General features: G+C 74.9%; 9 protein-coding genes. 5 read left to right on the forward strand and 4 right to left on the reverse strand.

Features of this window, described 5'->3' with window-relative positions; translation table 11 throughout:
* The 4 genes from ACFC1F_RS16565 to ACFC1F_RS16580 form a co-directional block, all read right to left on the reverse strand.
* A partial coding sequence (locus ACFC1F_RS16565; protein WP_376158937.1) for an AMP-binding protein occupies positions 1–2,371 on the reverse strand: 2,371 nt, incomplete at its 3' end.
* A gap of 113 nt (positions 2,372–2,484) precedes the next feature.
* Positions 2,485–4,749, reverse strand: coding sequence for an ABC transporter ATP-binding protein (locus tag ACFC1F_RS16570; RefSeq protein ID WP_376158939.1), 2,265 nt, complete (start codon positions 4,747–4,749; stop codon positions 2,485–2,487).
* 261 nt (positions 4,750–5,010) lie between these two features.
* Entirely contained in the window at positions 5,011–5,376 is a 366-nt protein-coding gene (locus ACFC1F_RS16575; RefSeq protein WP_376158941.1) for a DUF5132 domain-containing protein, read from the reverse strand.
* A 311-nt stretch (positions 5,377–5,687) separates the two neighbouring features.
* A complete protein-coding gene (locus ACFC1F_RS16580) occupies positions 5,688–7,403 on the reverse strand; it encodes a DUF885 family protein (RefSeq protein WP_376158943.1) in 1,716 nt (571 codons plus the stop codon).
* Positions 7,404–7,612: 209 nt separating this feature from the next.
* On the opposite strand from ACFC1F_RS16580, the gene ACFC1F_RS16585 reads away from it, so the two are divergent.
* Genes ACFC1F_RS16585 through ACFC1F_RS16605 form a run of 5 tightly spaced genes read left to right on the forward strand, consistent with a single transcriptional unit; the run spans position 7,613 to position 14,123 of the window.
* Positions 7,613–9,196, forward strand: coding sequence for an ABC transporter substrate-binding protein (locus ACFC1F_RS16585; protein ID WP_376158945.1), 1,584 nt, complete (start codon positions 7,613–7,615; stop codon positions 9,194–9,196).
* A 14-nt stretch (positions 9,197–9,210) separates the two neighbouring features.
* Positions 9,211–10,179: an ABC transporter permease gene (locus tag ACFC1F_RS16590; protein WP_376158947.1), complete on the forward strand. Its 969-nt coding sequence runs from the start codon at positions 9,211–9,213 to the stop codon at positions 10,177–10,179.
* A gap of 40 nt (positions 10,180–10,219) precedes the next feature.
* Positions 10,220–12,058, forward strand: a complete 1,839-nt coding sequence (locus ACFC1F_RS16595; protein ID WP_376159014.1) for a dipeptide/oligopeptide/nickel ABC transporter permease/ATP-binding protein — start codon at positions 10,220–10,222, stop codon at positions 12,056–12,058.
* Positions 12,055–12,828, forward strand: a complete 774-nt coding sequence (locus ACFC1F_RS16600) for an ABC transporter ATP-binding protein (protein ID WP_376158949.1) — start codon at positions 12,055–12,057, stop codon at positions 12,826–12,828. The genes ACFC1F_RS16595 and ACFC1F_RS16600 overlap by 4 nt, the downstream gene beginning before the upstream one ends.
* Positions 12,825–14,123, forward strand: coding sequence for an NAD(P)/FAD-dependent oxidoreductase (locus ACFC1F_RS16605; protein WP_376158951.1), 1,299 nt, complete (start codon positions 12,825–12,827; stop codon positions 14,121–14,123). The genes ACFC1F_RS16600 and ACFC1F_RS16605 overlap by 4 nt, the downstream gene beginning before the upstream one ends.
* The last annotated feature ends 22 nt before the right edge of the window (positions 14,124–14,145 follow it).

The raw sequence follows: 14,145 nt of genomic DNA on the forward strand, positions 1-14,145 counted from the left end.
GCCTCGCGTTGGTCACCGGGCGGCCGATGACCGGGCGCGGGCTCGACCCCATCGACGCGACCACCGAGTTGACGGTGCACTCGGACGGTCCGTAGAAGTTGTGGCAGGACACCCCCTCGGCCCCCCGCAGCTGCTCCCACAGCTGCTCGGGGACGGCCTCGCCGCCGGCCGCGACCAGTGCCGGGCGGCGCTGCGGATCGTCCAGCAGTCCGTGGGCGACCAGCACGTGGAGGTAGGAGGGGGTGGCCTCGACGAAGTCCAGCCCGCAGCGCGTGGCGTACTCGACGAAGGCGTCCGGGTCGGTCCAGGTCGCGTGGTCCAGGACGTGCAGCTCGTGGCCCGTGAACAGGGCGAGCAGCTGGTTCCAGGAGGCGTCGAACGACACCGACGTGGTCAGGGCCACCCGCAGCCGCTGCCGTTCCCCGAGCACCGCCGGGAGGTGCACCTGTCGGAGGTCGGTGAGCAGGTTGAGCAGGCCGCCGTGGGTCGGCGCCACGCCCTTGGGCCGTCCGGTGGAGCCGGAGGTGTAGATGACGTACGCCGGGTGGCTCGGATCGACGGCCACCATCGGGTCGGCCGCCGGGCAGCCCGCCACCAGGGCGGCCGTCGCCGGGTCGTCGAGGACCATCCGGTCGACGGGCCCGGCTCCGGGCAGCCGCTCCGTGCTGCGGGAGTCGGTCACCACCAGGGCCGGCCGGGCGTCGTCGAGCAGGTACGCGATCCGGGCGGCCGGGTACTCGGGGTCGACCGGGACGTACGCCGCGCCGGTCTTCAGTACCGCGAGGATCGCCACCACCAGCTCGGCCGAGCGCGGCAGCGCCACCGCCACCAGCCGCTCCGGCCCCGCGCCCCGCTCGATCAGGGCGTGCGCCAGCTGGTTCGCCCGTGCGTCCAGCTCCGCATACGTCAGCGAGACGTCGCCGCAGACGAGCGCGACCAGCTCCGGGGTCGCCCGCACGTGCTCCCGGAACAGCTCCGGCAGGCTCGCGGCCGGTGCGGCCGCCACCGGCCCGGCACCGAGCGCCGCCACTTCGCGCTGCTCCTCGGCGGTGAGCAGGTCGATCCGGCCCACCGCGTCGTCCGGGTCGCAGTCCGCGACCGTGTCCAGCAGGGCGAGCAGCCGCTGCTGGTGGGCGACGAGGTCGTCGTCGCCGTACGCCTCCGGGGAGCCGTGGAGGCGCAGGAGCGGCGGGTTGCCGTCCCGGTAGTCGAACACCCAGACGGCGAGGTCGGTGGTGGACCCCGACACGAAGTGGTGGACGGAGGCCGGGTGGCCGGCGAAGTCCGGCCGGGAGTTGAAGGCCATGATGTTGACGATCAGCGGGAACGCCGTCCCGATGCCGCCGGGCGCGCCGAGGTCCCGCAGCAGGTCCTCGCTGCGGTAGCGCTCGTGCGCGACGGCCGCGTCGACCTCCTCGGCGACCTGGGCGACGAGGTCACGCCACGGCATGTCGGGCCGCACGGTCAGCCGCAGCGGCACCACGTTGGACATCGTTCCCGGAACCGACATCAGGTCGCGGTCGGCGCCCCGGCGGGCGGTGACGGGCAGGGCGAGCACCACGTCCTGGTTGCCGGTCAGCCGGTGCGCGTAGAGCGCCGCCGCCGCGATCACCAGGCGGGACCACCGGACACCGGTCCGTCCCGCCGCCGCCCGCAGGGCGTCCGGGCGGTGCAGTGCCCGCTCCTCGGCCAGCCGGAGGGCGCGGTGCGGGTCGGTCGCGGTGGCGTCGGTGAGCCGGGTCGGGGCGGGCAGGTCCGCGAAACGCTCCGTCCAGTAGGCGCGGTCAGCGGTGAAGTCCGTCGACGCGCGGTAGGCGGCGTCGCTGTCGACCAGGTCCCGCAGTGAGCCGAACGGGCACGGCGGCACGGCGCCGCCCTCGGCCAGGGCCGAGTACACCTCGCCGACCCGCTGCCGCAGCATGGAGCTGCTGATCGCGTCCAGCACCACGTGGTGGTAGTTCAGGTACCAGAGGAATTCCGTCGGCGACGCCTTGATCAGCGCGTGCCCGAACAGCGGGTCACGGGCGAGGTCCAGCGGGCGCATCAGGTCCCGCTCCATCCACGCCACGGCCGCTGCCCAGGGATCCGGCTCCCCGCTGAGGTCGAGGTGCGCGGGCGCCCAGTCCCAACTCTCCCGGAGGACCTGGCGCGGGCCCTCGCCGTCGTCGACGAATGTCACGTGCAGGGCGTCGACCTCGGAGACCACCCGGCGCAGCGCGGTCTCGAACACCTCCCGGTCCACCGGCCCGTGGATCTCCAGGCACTCGCCGACGCGGTAGCCCGGGATCGGCGTCCGGGAGCTCTGCTCGGCGAGCCAGATCTCGCGCTGGGCCGTTGTCAGGGGAAGGGCGTCACCGTCGCGACGGGACATGGGGGTACCTCCGAGAGTGTGGGCAAGCGTGGTGGCAGGGCACGCCGGGCCGCGCCGACCGCGGTGGTGTCACGCGGTCGGCGGGCGGGTGGGCGCGGTGCGGGGTGCTGCGGTCAGGCGGCGAGTTCGCCGGCCTGGAGCTGCCAGAGGGATGCGTAGAGTCCGTGCTGGGCGACGAGTTCGTCGTGGGTGCCCTGTTCGGCGACGACGCCGCCCTTGTCCATGACGTAGATCCGGTCGGCGTGGCGGACGGTGGAGAGCCGGTGGGCGATGATGACCATCGTCCGGTCGGCCGCGAAGCCGCGGAGCGCGCGCTGGATGGCGGCCTCGGTCTCGTTGTCCACGGCGGAGGTGGCCTCGTCCAGGATCACGACCGGCGCGTCCTTGAGGATCGCCCGCGCCAGGGCGATCCGCTGCCGTTGGCCGCCCGAGAGCGCGGCGCCGCGCTCACCGATCAGCGTGTCGTAGCCGTCCGGCAGCGTCGAGATGAAGGTGTGCGCCTCGGCCGTCGTGGCCGCCTCAACGACGGCCTGGTCGGAGGCTCCGAAGCTGCCGTAGCGGATGTTGTCGGCGATGCTGCCGTCGAAGAGGAACGGGTCCTGGGCGACGAAGCCGACGGCGTTGCGCAGGTCCCGCCTCGGCAGGTCGCGCACGTCCCGGCCGTCGAGCAGCACGGCGCCGGACTCGGCGTCCTGGAAACGCATCAGCAGCTTGGCGATCGTCGTCTTGCCGGAGCCGGTGGCGCCGACGATGGCGGTGGTCCGCTGGGCGGGGATCGTCAGCGACAGGTTGTCCAGCGCCGGCGGCCGGTCGGGGTAGGCGAAGGTCACCTCGTCGAGGACGATCTCGCCCCGCACCTTCCCGGCGTCGAGCGGCTCGCCCGTGCCGTCGGTCTCGACGGGCAGGGAGCGCAGCCGCTGCACCCGGTCGTAGGCGGAGAGCGTGCGCTGGTACTGGTCGACGATGCCGCCGAGCCGGTTCATCCGCAGCAGCACCATCTGGGGCAGCCCGATCAGCGGGCTGAACACCTCGAAGCGGAGGGTGCCGTTGAGGACCGAGCCGCCTCCGATCAGCAGGGTGCCGGCCATCGAGGCGGTGGTGCAGGCCCGGACGGTCTCGGCGTGGCGGATCGTGCTCCGGTCGGTCTGCCGGCTGCTCTCCTGGGCGGCCTCGCTCAGCCCGTCGATGCGTTCGGCCTCGTAGTCCTCGGTGCAGAAGCTCTTGACGGTGGCGCCGGCCTCCAGCGAGTTGATCACCTGGCTGCCCAGCCTGGCCCGGCGCTCGCCGGTGACGGCGTAGTCGGCCGCGACCTTCTCCTGGTGGTGGAGCGAGAGCCAGGCGATGGCCGGGATCGGCAGGAACGCGATCCAGGCGATCTGCGGGGCCAGCAGCAGGAACACCGGTACCAGGAGTGCCAGGCTGGTGCCCAGTTGCAGCACGTCGTTGGCCGAGGTGGCGAAGAAGGTGCCCAGCTGGCCGACGTCGTCGGTGAGCGCGCCGGCCACCCGGCTGGTCCGCTCGCCCTCCAGGTGCCGCAGTTCGAGGTGCTGCACATGGGCGTACGTGCGGCCCCGCCAGTCGTGCTCGATGTCCTGGCCGAGCCGGCGCCACTGGAGGTTCGAGGAGTACGAGAGACCCGCCACGGCGGCGCAGGCGGCGGCCACCAGCCCGGCCAGGCCCCAGAGTTGGGCGGACGCGGTGGTCAGTCCGAGACTGACCAGCGGTGCGGCCTCGCCCTTGATGAGCACCAGTGCCGTCCACCCGAGGAAGGTGCCGAGCGCCATCTCGGAGACCTGGCAGGCGACGGACAGTGCGCCGGCCCGGTAGAGCCGCCGCCGGTGCGGCCCGACGATCTCCAGCAGGGGGTGGCGTGCGGCGCCGGCTCCGGCTGCCGCTCCGGCCCCGGAGACCTCCCGGGTGGTGTCGACCGTTCCGTGCCAGGCCTTCCGGACCACGGCCGCCGTCGCGGCCGCGACCCCGCCGAGGGCCACCAGCTGCCTGCTCAGTGCCGAGCCGCGGATCAGCGCGACGCCGGCCGCGACCCCGCCGCCGACGGCGAGGACGGGGCGCACGACGAGGCCGCGGTCCGGGCGCGGGGCCGGTCCGGCGGCCGGTGCGGCCGGCGCCGGCCGCACCGGCCGGGTCGGACCCTCCGCGACCATGGCGACCGCCCTGCGGACGATCCGGCCGACGTCCGCGGCGCGCACCCGCGCGTCGTGCCGGACGAGGACCCCACCGGTGATCGGACTGGCCTGCGCCTCGGTGATCCCGGGGATGCGGCGCAGGGCGGCGGCGAGGAGTTCGGCCGCCCGGGGCCGTCCGAGAACCAGCTTGACGTCCCAGCGCTGGCGGCCCGGAATGACCGAGCGCGGGCTCACGTCCAAATCCACGGTGCGATATCCGGCTGCGGCACCCAGCAGAGATGGCATGTGTACGATCACCTGTTTGCGGAGGTCGCGGAAAGTTCCGTCAGCGGGCGCGGCGGAATACCGCGCACGGCGGATTACTGCGACGGAGTGGAAAGTGCGGGAGGAAAGCGATACGGCCGAAAGGCCCGCGCCCGACCGCCGCGCGGACGCGTCCCCCGGGGTCGGCCGGAGGACGGGCCCGGGCGGCGGGCCGGACCGCGGATCAGGGTGTCAGTGCACCTTGCCGGCACCCACACCGGCGGTCGCGCGGATCTTCGGGGCCCTCGTCTCGGACTCGGGCCGGACGGCGGTCTCGTCCTTCTCCCCGTTCGCGGGGGCACCCTTCTCCCCGTTCGCGGGGGCACCGTCGGCGCCCCGGTGGCCGTCACCGGCGACGATCTGCGCCGCCACCATGTCGGCGGCCACCTCGGCCGCGAGGTCGTGGATGTTCTCCCCGGCCTCGTGGGCCGCCTTCTTCACCTCCATGGCAATTCCGACGGACGTCTTGACGACGCCGCGCACCAGCGGCTTGAGGAGACGCTTGGCCAGTGGCGCGACGATGAGACCGACGAGGAACGGCGGGACTACGGGCGGCATGATGCTCCACCTCTCTACGCAGACGGATGACAGGGCCCCGGGTACTGCGAACTCCGGAGTACGCACAGCCGAGCGGACGGGAGCACCCTCTTCCGGAACTCCCGACCCCCTTTTTTGCCGGATTCCCGGCCGGGCCGAATTCCTCGTCGACGGGGGCACACCGCCCGCTCCTCCGCCACCGTAGTCCAGTCATGTCCATCGAGGCCAAACAGTCCCGGCGGGTTTCACCCGTGCGAGTGTTATCCGCGCCCTCGGCCGCAACTGATGGCAGTACGCATACCCCCACGGGAGGTTTCAGTCATATTGACATATCAATACTGACCGCTTTCCCGGTGCCCGCCGAGCTCGCGCGCCACCCTCCGCCGCAGGGCGGGGAACGGCAGCCCGCCACCACCCAGCACCGCCTCGTGGAAGGCCCGCACGTCGAACCCGGCGCCCGGGCCGGCCTCCGCCCGGGCCCGCAGCCGGCCGAACTCCAGGAAGCCGGCGCGGTAGGAGAGCGCCTGCCCCGGCAGGTCGGTCGCGTAGCGCAGCAGGTCCGAGTCGATCTGCCCGTCCGCCTCGGTGGTGTTGGCGCGCATGAACTCCCGCGCCTGCGCGAGGCTCATCGTCCCGAGGTTCAGCCCGGTGTCGACGACCAGCCGCTGCGCGGTGAACCGCTCCTGGGCGAGGCGCCCGTAGGCGTCCCACGGGTCGTCGTAGAGGCCCGCCTCCCAGCCGAGGCCGGCCGCGTACTCGGCCCAGCCCTCGTTGAACGCGCCGAACCCGGCCACCTCACGCCGCAGTTGCGGCAGCCCGCGGTTCTCCGCCTGCCGGGCGAGGTGGAAGTGGTGTCCCGGCGCCAGCTCGTGGTAGATCAGGGAGGCCGAGCCCAGGAGCGAGCGCCGCTCCAGGTCCGATCCGTTGTAGCGGTAACGCCCGACCGGGCTGGCCGGGGTCGGCGGCTCGTAGTACCCGAAGGTCATCCCCGCCTCCAGCGCCGGGTCCAGCCGCGCCAGCCCGTACGGCGCGGCCGGCAGCACGGCGAACCACTGCGGCAGCAGCGGGGCGAGCCGGTCGAGGTGGGCTCGGTAGCGGGCCTCGACCTCCTCGGGCGTCCGGGCGTACAGCCGGGGCTCGGTGCGCAGCCGCTCGTGGAACCCGTCCTCGGCACCCGGGAAGCCGAAGGCGGCGCGGACCTCCCGCATCCGCTCGGCGAGTTCCCGGCACTGCTCGCGGCCCAGCTCGTGGAGCCGCTCGGGAGGTGTGTCGCCCCCGCTGTGGGTCCGGACGAACTCCCGGTACGCCTCCTCCCCGCCCTCGTACCGTGCCCAGCCGACGGCCTGCGGCGCCTCGCGCAGGCCGTCCGGGTCGTCGAGGAGGGCGAGCAGACCGTCGAAGGCCGGGGCCAGCGCGGAGTCCACCAGCCGCCGCACCCCCTCCCGGAGCCGCCCGCGGTCGGCCCGGACCAGTCGGCCGAGCCGGCCGTCGTCCACCTCCGCGCGGCGCGCCACGGACGACTGCAGGCCGACGACGGTGGCGCGCGCACCGGGCAGGGCCGGGGCGGGCACCCGGAAACCGCGGGCGGCCTGTTCCGCCGTCTTGCCGGCGATCGAGCCGACCACCCGGGCCAGCTCGTCCAGCAACGACAAGTACCGCTCGACGTCCTGCCGTTCGGCGAAGCGGAACGGGCGCAGGACGGCGTCGGCGTACTGCGACAGCGGGAACAGCCGGTACGGCGTGGCCGCGGGCGTCAGCCAGTAGCAGCGGTGGTCCCGCAGCTCCTGCTCCGCCACCCCCGCGAGGAACGCCGCGGTGTCGGCGTCGACACCCGACAGCTCCGCGCCGTCGAGCGCCCGGACCCGGCCCAGCACGCCCTCCGCGAACCGGGCCCGCTCCTCGGCCTCGGCGGGCGACACCCCGGGGAGCGTCTCGACCGGGAGGTCCTGGCGCACCCTCAGCAGTGGATCGCGTTCCAGCAGGAACTCCCAGTAGCGGTCGGCCAGGTGGCCGACCTCCTCACCCGGTCCGTTCGTCCTCGTCCTCATGCGGCCAGTGTGGCGACGACCGGCCGCGCCGTCGCCCGGTCCGCGAAACGACGGCCGTGTTGTCCCCCGAACGGATGAGACGCACCCGGCCGCCCGGGGCCGCGCGAACCGCGAAAGCCGCCCCAGGAGGCGGCTGCAGGGGTTCGAACACGCTTGCCAGGCAGCCGAGTTGAATCGCCGGAGCCAAGGCGCGGTGGCACCATGACCCCATGTCGCGTCACACCCTGCCGGTCCCCCTGGCGGCCGCCGTCACCGCCATGGCCGTCGCGGTGGCCGGCTGCGGGGGCACCGCCCGGTCCTCGACGAGCACGCCGCTCGTCGACCACGGGACCGTCCGGATCGCCGGGTCCAGCGAGACCCCGAGCTTCGACCCGTACTCCACCTTCGGGGCCTCTCAGGCCCGTTACGCCTACGACTCGCTGGTCAACGTCGCCCCCGACGGCACCGTGGTCTCGGGCCTGGCCTCGTCCTGGCAGGCCACCACGACCACGGCCGTCTTCACCCTCCGCCCGGGTATCACCTGCTCCGACGGCACCCCCCTCACCGCCTCCGCGGTGGCCCGGGCACTGACCTACGCGGGCGACCCGGCCAACCAGCTCGCCGGCGCCCGGACCGTCCTGCCGGGCGTCCCCTTCACGGCGAGCGCCGACGACCGGGCCGGCACCGTGTCGGCCACCGCCGCCGCCCCCTTCCCGTTCCTCGTCCGCACCCTGGGCCTGCTGCCGGTCGTCTGCCCCGCCGGCCTCGACCGGCCCCGGTCCCTGGACCGCGCCACCCAGGGCACCGGCCCGTACGTGCTCACCCGCTACACCCCCGGCGGGCCGTACGAGTTCACCGTCCGCGAGGGCTACACCTGGGGGCCCGCCGGGGCGGGCACCGCGGAGCCCGGCCTCCCGGCCCGGATCGTCCTCTCGGTGGTGCCCCAGGCCTCCACCGCCGCGAACCTGCTGCTCACCGGTGGCGTCGAGATCGCGAGCGTGAACGGCCCCGACCGCGCCCGGCTCACCGGCCGCGGCCTGACCTCCGCCGACGTGGCCACCGTGGTCGGGCTGACCTTCTTCAACCAGCGCCCCGGCCGGCCCCTCGCCGACCCGGCGCTGCGCCGCGCCCTGGTGTCGGCGCTCGACCGCCAGGGCCTCGCCAACGTCGCCGTCGGCGGCACCGGCCGGCCCGCCACCGACTTCGGCGCCGAGGGAGCCGTCTGCCACGCCGACCTCGCCTCCGCCAACCTGCCCGCGCAGGACGCCGCCGAGGCCCTGCGCTCCGCCGGCTGGACCCGCGACCGCGGCGGCCCGCTGACCAAGGACGGCCGGCTGCTCCGGTTGCGGCTGATCACCAGCCCGGACCTCGGCCCGACCCTGCCGTCCGCCGCCGAGCTGATGGCCCGGACGTGGACGGCGCTCGGCGCGGACGTCAGGCTGGTCACCGAGAGCCTGCCCGCCCTCGTCAACGCCATGTACCAGAGCGGCGACTTCGACGTCGTGGTCGGCAGCACCCCGGGCTTCGCCCTGCCGGTCGGCTTCATCCCCTTCTTCTCCGGTCCCACCCCCGCCCAGGGCCTCAACTTCGCGGGTGTCGCCAACCCCGAGTACGACGCCCTGGTCGCCCGGGCGCTCCAGGAGACCGACACCGCCGGCTGCGGCAGCTGGAACCAGGCCTCCGCCGCCCTCCTCCGCTCGGCCGACGCCCTGCCGATCGCCGACGGCCGGAGCACCGTGTACGGCCACCGCACCACCTTCGCCACCACCTTCGGCGGCCAGATCGTCCCCACCAGCATCCGCCTGCACCAATGACCCGGGGGCCCGACGTGTCCTTACCCCACCTGCTCCGGCACCCGTGGACGGCGTTCCTGGGGCGCCGCACGGCCCGGCTGCTCCTCTCCCTCGGGGTCGTGCTCACCGCGTCGTTCGCGATGGTCCGGCTGGTCCCGGGAGATCCGGTCCGCGCCGCCCTCGGCATCGACGCCTCCCCCGCCCTGGTGGCCGCCCGCAGGCACCAGCTCGGCCTCGACGCGCCCTTCCCGTCCCAGTTCCGGCACTACCTGGAGGGCCTGGTGCACGGCGATCTCGGCACCTCGCTGGTCACCGGCACCCCGGTCGCCGAGCTGGTCCGCACCCGGCTGCCGGCCACCCTGGAGATCGCCGGCCTGGCCTTCCTCGTCACCCTCGCCGTCGCCCTGCCCTGCGGACTGCTCGCCGCCGTCCGCACCCGGGACGGCCGGCACCCGCGCAGCGAGCTGGCGTTCACGGCGGTGACCGCCGGCCTGGCCGGGGTGCCGGACTTCGTCCTGGCCGCCGGGCTGACCGCGCTGCTGGCCGTCGGCCTCCAGCTGCTCCCGGTGGCCGGGGCGACGGGCGTCGAGTCCTTCGTACTGCCGGTGCTCGCGCTCTCCCTCGCGCCCACGGCCGTCCTGGTGCGGATCGTCCGGGTGGAGGCGCTGAAGGTGCTGTCCGAGGACTACCTGCGCACGGCCCGGGGGAAGCGCCTGTCCCCCGCCCGCCGCTACCTGCGGCACGCGGCGCCGAACATGGCGACCGCCTCGCTCACCGTCGCCGGCAGCCTGCTGCCCGCCATGATCGCCGGCACCGTCCTGGTCGAGCGGGTGTTCGCCTGGCCCGGCATCGGTTCGGCGATGGCGCAGTCCGTGACCGCCCAGGACTACCCGGTGATCCAGGCGATGGTGCTGGTCCTGGGCACCACCGTGCTGCTCTCCGGCCTCCTGGTCGACGTGCTGCTGGCGCTGCTCGACCCGCGTTCGGCGATCCTGGAGAGCTGAGGACCCGATGCCCCTTCCCACCCGGTACCGCCACTCGCCCATGGCCTGGGTCGCGGCGGCCATGCTGGCCTCGCTGGTGCTGCTCGCGCTGGCCGCCCCGCTCCTCTGGGGCGCGGCCGCGGACCGCCCCGACCCCTCGGCGGTGCTGCAGGGCCCCTCGGCGGCGCACCCCTTCGGCACCGACAACCTCGGACGGGACGTGCTCGCCCGGGTCCTGACCGCCACCCGGCCCTCCCTGCTGCCCGCGCTGGCCGCGACCCTGCTCGGCGCGACCGCGGGCGTCCTGCTCGGCGCGGCCACCGCCGTCGTCGGCCCCCGCACCCGCCGGCACCTCGCCGCGCTGATCACCCTGCTGCTCGCCTTCCCCGCACTGCTGGTCGCGCTCTTCCTCGCGGTGGTGTTCGGCGCGGGCGCCGGCGGGGCGGTGCTCGCCCTCGCCGTCGCGGGCGTCCCCGGCTTCGCCCGGCTCGCCCAGACCCTCGCAGCCGGCGTCGCGGGCACCGACCACCTGGCCGCGGCCCGCGTACTCGGCCTGCGCCGGCACCGGCTGCTGTGGCGGCACGTGCTGCCCAACATCGCCGAGCCGCTGTTGCTGAGCACCACCACGGCGGCGGGCACCGCCCTCGTCGCGCTCTCCGGGCTGAGCTTCCTCGGCCTGGGTGTCCAACCACCCGGCTACGACTGGGGGCAGCTGCTCAACCAGGGGCTCGACCGCGTCTACGCCGACCCGCTGCCCGCCCTCGCCCCCGGCCTGGCCGTCCTCTACGCGGCCGTGACCTTCCAGCTGCTCGGCGAGGTCCTGGCCGGCGACGTCGCCCGGCGGGACCCGGCACCCCGCACGCCCCCGCAGCCGGTCGCGCCATGGGGGTCCCCCCGGCCGAAGGCTGGGGGAGGGCCCGCCGAGGACGGCCTGGTGCTCCAGGTGGAGGACCTCGGCGTCGAACTCCCCACCCCGGACGGCGTGATCCGGCCGGTGCGCGGCGTGAGCCTGTCGCTGCGGCCCGGCGAGATCGTCGGGCTCGTCGGCGAGTCCGGCTCCGGCAAGTCGCTCACCGCGCTCGCCATCGCCGACCTGCTCCCGGACCGGGCCCGGGTGACCCGGCGGACCCTCCGTCTGCACGGCAGCGACCTCGCCGCCATGACGCCGAAGGAGCGCGGGCACCACCTCGCCACCGGACTGGCGGTGGTCTTCCAGAACCCGGCGTCGGCGCTCAACCCGTCGCTGCGGATCTCCACCCAGCTCACCGAGACCGTCCGGGCCCATCGCGGCGCGAGCCGGGCGCAGGCGTCGCTGGAGGCCTCCGACGCCCTGCGCCGGGTCGCCCTGCCCCCGGCCGTGCTGCGCGCCCGCCCCCACCAGCTCTCCGGCGGCCAGCGCCAGCGGGTGATGATCGCCGCCGGGCTGATGGTGCGACCGGGCCTGATCATCGCCGACGAGCCGACCACCGCCCTCGACGTCACCGTGCAGCGGCAGATCACCCGGCTGCTGTCCGAGATCCGGCGGGACACCTCCGCCGCCGTCCTGTTCATCAGCCACGACGTCGCGCTGGTGGGGGAGTTCTGCGACCGCGTGCTGGTGATGTACGCGGGCACCATCGTCGAGGCCCTGCCCGCCGACCGGCTCGCCACCGCCCCCCGGCACCCCTACACCCGGGCCCTGGTCGCGTCGGTGCCGGACCTCACGGCGGATCGCGACCGGCCGCTGCCCACCGTGGAGGGTGCGCCGCCCGACCCGCTCGCGCCGGCCCCCGGCTGTCCGTTCGAGCCCCGCTGCGCGCACAGCCGGGACCGCTGCGCCGAGCAGGCCCCGCCGCTGGAGGACCTCGACCAGCTCCAGCAGGTCGCGTGCTGGTACCCCGTCGCGGTGGCCGCGTCATGACCGCCCTTGAGGTCTCCGGCCTCACCGTCCGCCACCGCGGCCCGTACGGTCCGGTCACCGCCGTGGACGGCGTCTCGCTGGAGGTCCCGTCCGGGACCACGCTCGGGCTGGTCGGCGAGTCCGGCTCCGGCAAGTCGAGCCTGGCCCGCGCGATCGTCGGCCTCGTCCCCGTGCACGGGGGCCGGGTCCTGCTCGACGGGCGGGAGGTCCGCGTCCGCACCGTCCGTGACCGGCGCCGGCTCGGCCGCCTGGTCCAGGTCGTCCTCCAGGACCCGGACACCGCGCTGGACCCGAGGATGACGGTCCGCCAGACGCTCGCCGAGGCGGCCACCGTCTTCCACCGGCTCGACCGGCGGGCCCGGGCCGACCGCGTCACCGGCCTGCTCGAACTCGTCGGCCTCGATCCCCGGCTCGCCGACCGCCTGCCGCGGCAGCTGTCCGGCGGCCAGCGCCAGCGGGTCGCCGTCGCCCGCGCCCTGGCCGTCGGCCCCGGCCTGCTGATCGCCGACGAGATCACCTCGGCGCTCGACGTCTCGGTGCAGGCCTCCGTGCTCAACACCGTCCGCGAACTCCAGCGGCGGCTCGGCCTCACCATGCTGTTCATCGGCCACAACCTGCCCGCGGTCTGCCACGTCTGCGACACGGTGGCGGTCATGCGGCACGGCCGGATCGTCGAGACCGCCACCACCGAGGCCCTTCTGCGCGCACCGCAACACCCGTACACCCGGACGCTGCTCGCCTCCGTGCCGAGCCTGAGGAGGCTCCGATGACCACCCGCCGACCGGACGCCGTCGTGGTCGGAGCCGGCGTGATCGGCTCCGCCATCGCCCTGGAACTCGCCCGGACCGGGCGTGGGGTGCTCGTCGTCGACAAGGCCGGCGCCGTCGGCCACGGCTCCACCAGCGCCTCCAGCGCGATCATCCGGTTCAACTACTCCACCTTCGACGGCGTCGCCACGGCCTGGGAGGCCCGGCACCTCTGGACGTCCTGGCCCGACCACCTGCGGCTCACCGGCCGCCGCCCGCTCGCCGCCTTCCACCGCGCCGGCGCCGTGCTGCTCGACTCCCCGGACACCGCGCCCGCCGCTGTCACCGCCCTGTTCGACCGCGTCGGGGTCCCGTACGAGCGGTGGGACGCCGCCGAGCTGCGCCGGCGCCTGCCCGGCATCGACGCCGGGCGGTACTGGCCGCCGAAGCCGGTGGACGACGACGCCTTCTTCGCCGGCCCGACCGGCGAGCTCGGCGCCCTGTTCACCCCGGACGCCGGGTTCGTCGACGACCCTCAGCTCGCCGCCCAGAACCTCGCGGACGCGGCGGGCGAACTGGGCACGCGCTTCCTGTTCCACGCGACCGTGGCCGCCGTCGAGCGGACCACCGACCAGGTGACGGGCATCCGCCTGGCCGACGGGACACGGATCGCCGCACCGGTCGTGGTCAACGCCGCCGGCCCGTGGTCGGGTGGCCTCAACCGGCTGGCGGGCGTCGGGGGCGACTTCACCGTCGGCGTGCGCCCGATGCGCGAGGAGGTCCACCAGGTCCCCGCTCCGGGCGACCGCGCCACCGGTCCCGTCGTCGCCGACCTCGACCTCGGCACCTACCTCCGACCGGCCCCCGGCGGCCGTCTCCTGGTCGGCGGCACCGAGCCGGAGTGCGACCCGCCCGAGTGGATCGACGACCCGGACGAGGCCGACCCCCGCCCCACCGCCCGTCGCTTCCGGACCCAGGTGACGAGGGCCGCACGCCGCTTCCCGGCGATCGGCGTCCCCAACCGGCCCCTCGGGGTCGCGGGCGTGTACGACGTCTCCGACGACTGGACCCCGATCTACGACCGCACCGCCCTCGACGGCTACTACGTCGCCATGGGCACGAGCGGCAACCAGTTCAAGAACGCCCCGCTGGTGGGCCGCTACCTGGCGAACCTGATCGACCAGGTCGAGGCCGGCCACGACCACGACGGCGACCCGGTCCGCCACCGCTGCGAACACACCGGCAACATCGTGGACCTGGGCGCCTTCTCCCGCCGCCGCCCGGTCCGGGCCGGCTCCGCGCGCACGGTCATGGGCTGATCGGCGGCCGGTCGGCCGCCGG

It is taken from the genome of Kitasatospora sp. NPDC056181 (assembly GCF_042266225.1).
Lineage (GTDB): Bacteria > Actinomycetota > Actinomycetes > Streptomycetales > Streptomycetaceae > Kitasatospora.

Bases quoted from the DNA above. Each gene is read 5' to 3' on its own strand.
- ACFC1F_RS16585 (WP_376158945.1), top strand. From the start codon at position 7,613: ATGTCGCGTCACACCCTGCCGGTCCCCCTGGCGGCCGCCGTCACCGCC.
- ACFC1F_RS16595 (WP_376159014.1), top strand. From the start codon at position 10,220: ATGGCCTGGGTCGCGGCGGCCATGCTGGCCTCGCTGGTGCTGCTCGCG.
- ACFC1F_RS16580 (WP_376158943.1), bottom strand. From the start codon at position 7,403: ATGAGGACGAGGACGAACGGACCGGGTGAGGAGGTCGGCCACCTGGCC.
- ACFC1F_RS16575 (WP_376158941.1), bottom strand. From the start codon at position 5,376: ATGCCGCCCGTAGTCCCGCCGTTCCTCGTCGGTCTCATCGTCGCGCCA.
- ACFC1F_RS16600 (WP_376158949.1), top strand. From the start codon at position 12,055: ATGACCGCCCTTGAGGTCTCCGGCCTCACCGTCCGCCACCGCGGCCCG.
- ACFC1F_RS16605 (WP_376158951.1), top strand. From the start codon at position 12,825: ATGACCACCCGCCGACCGGACGCCGTCGTGGTCGGAGCCGGCGTGATC.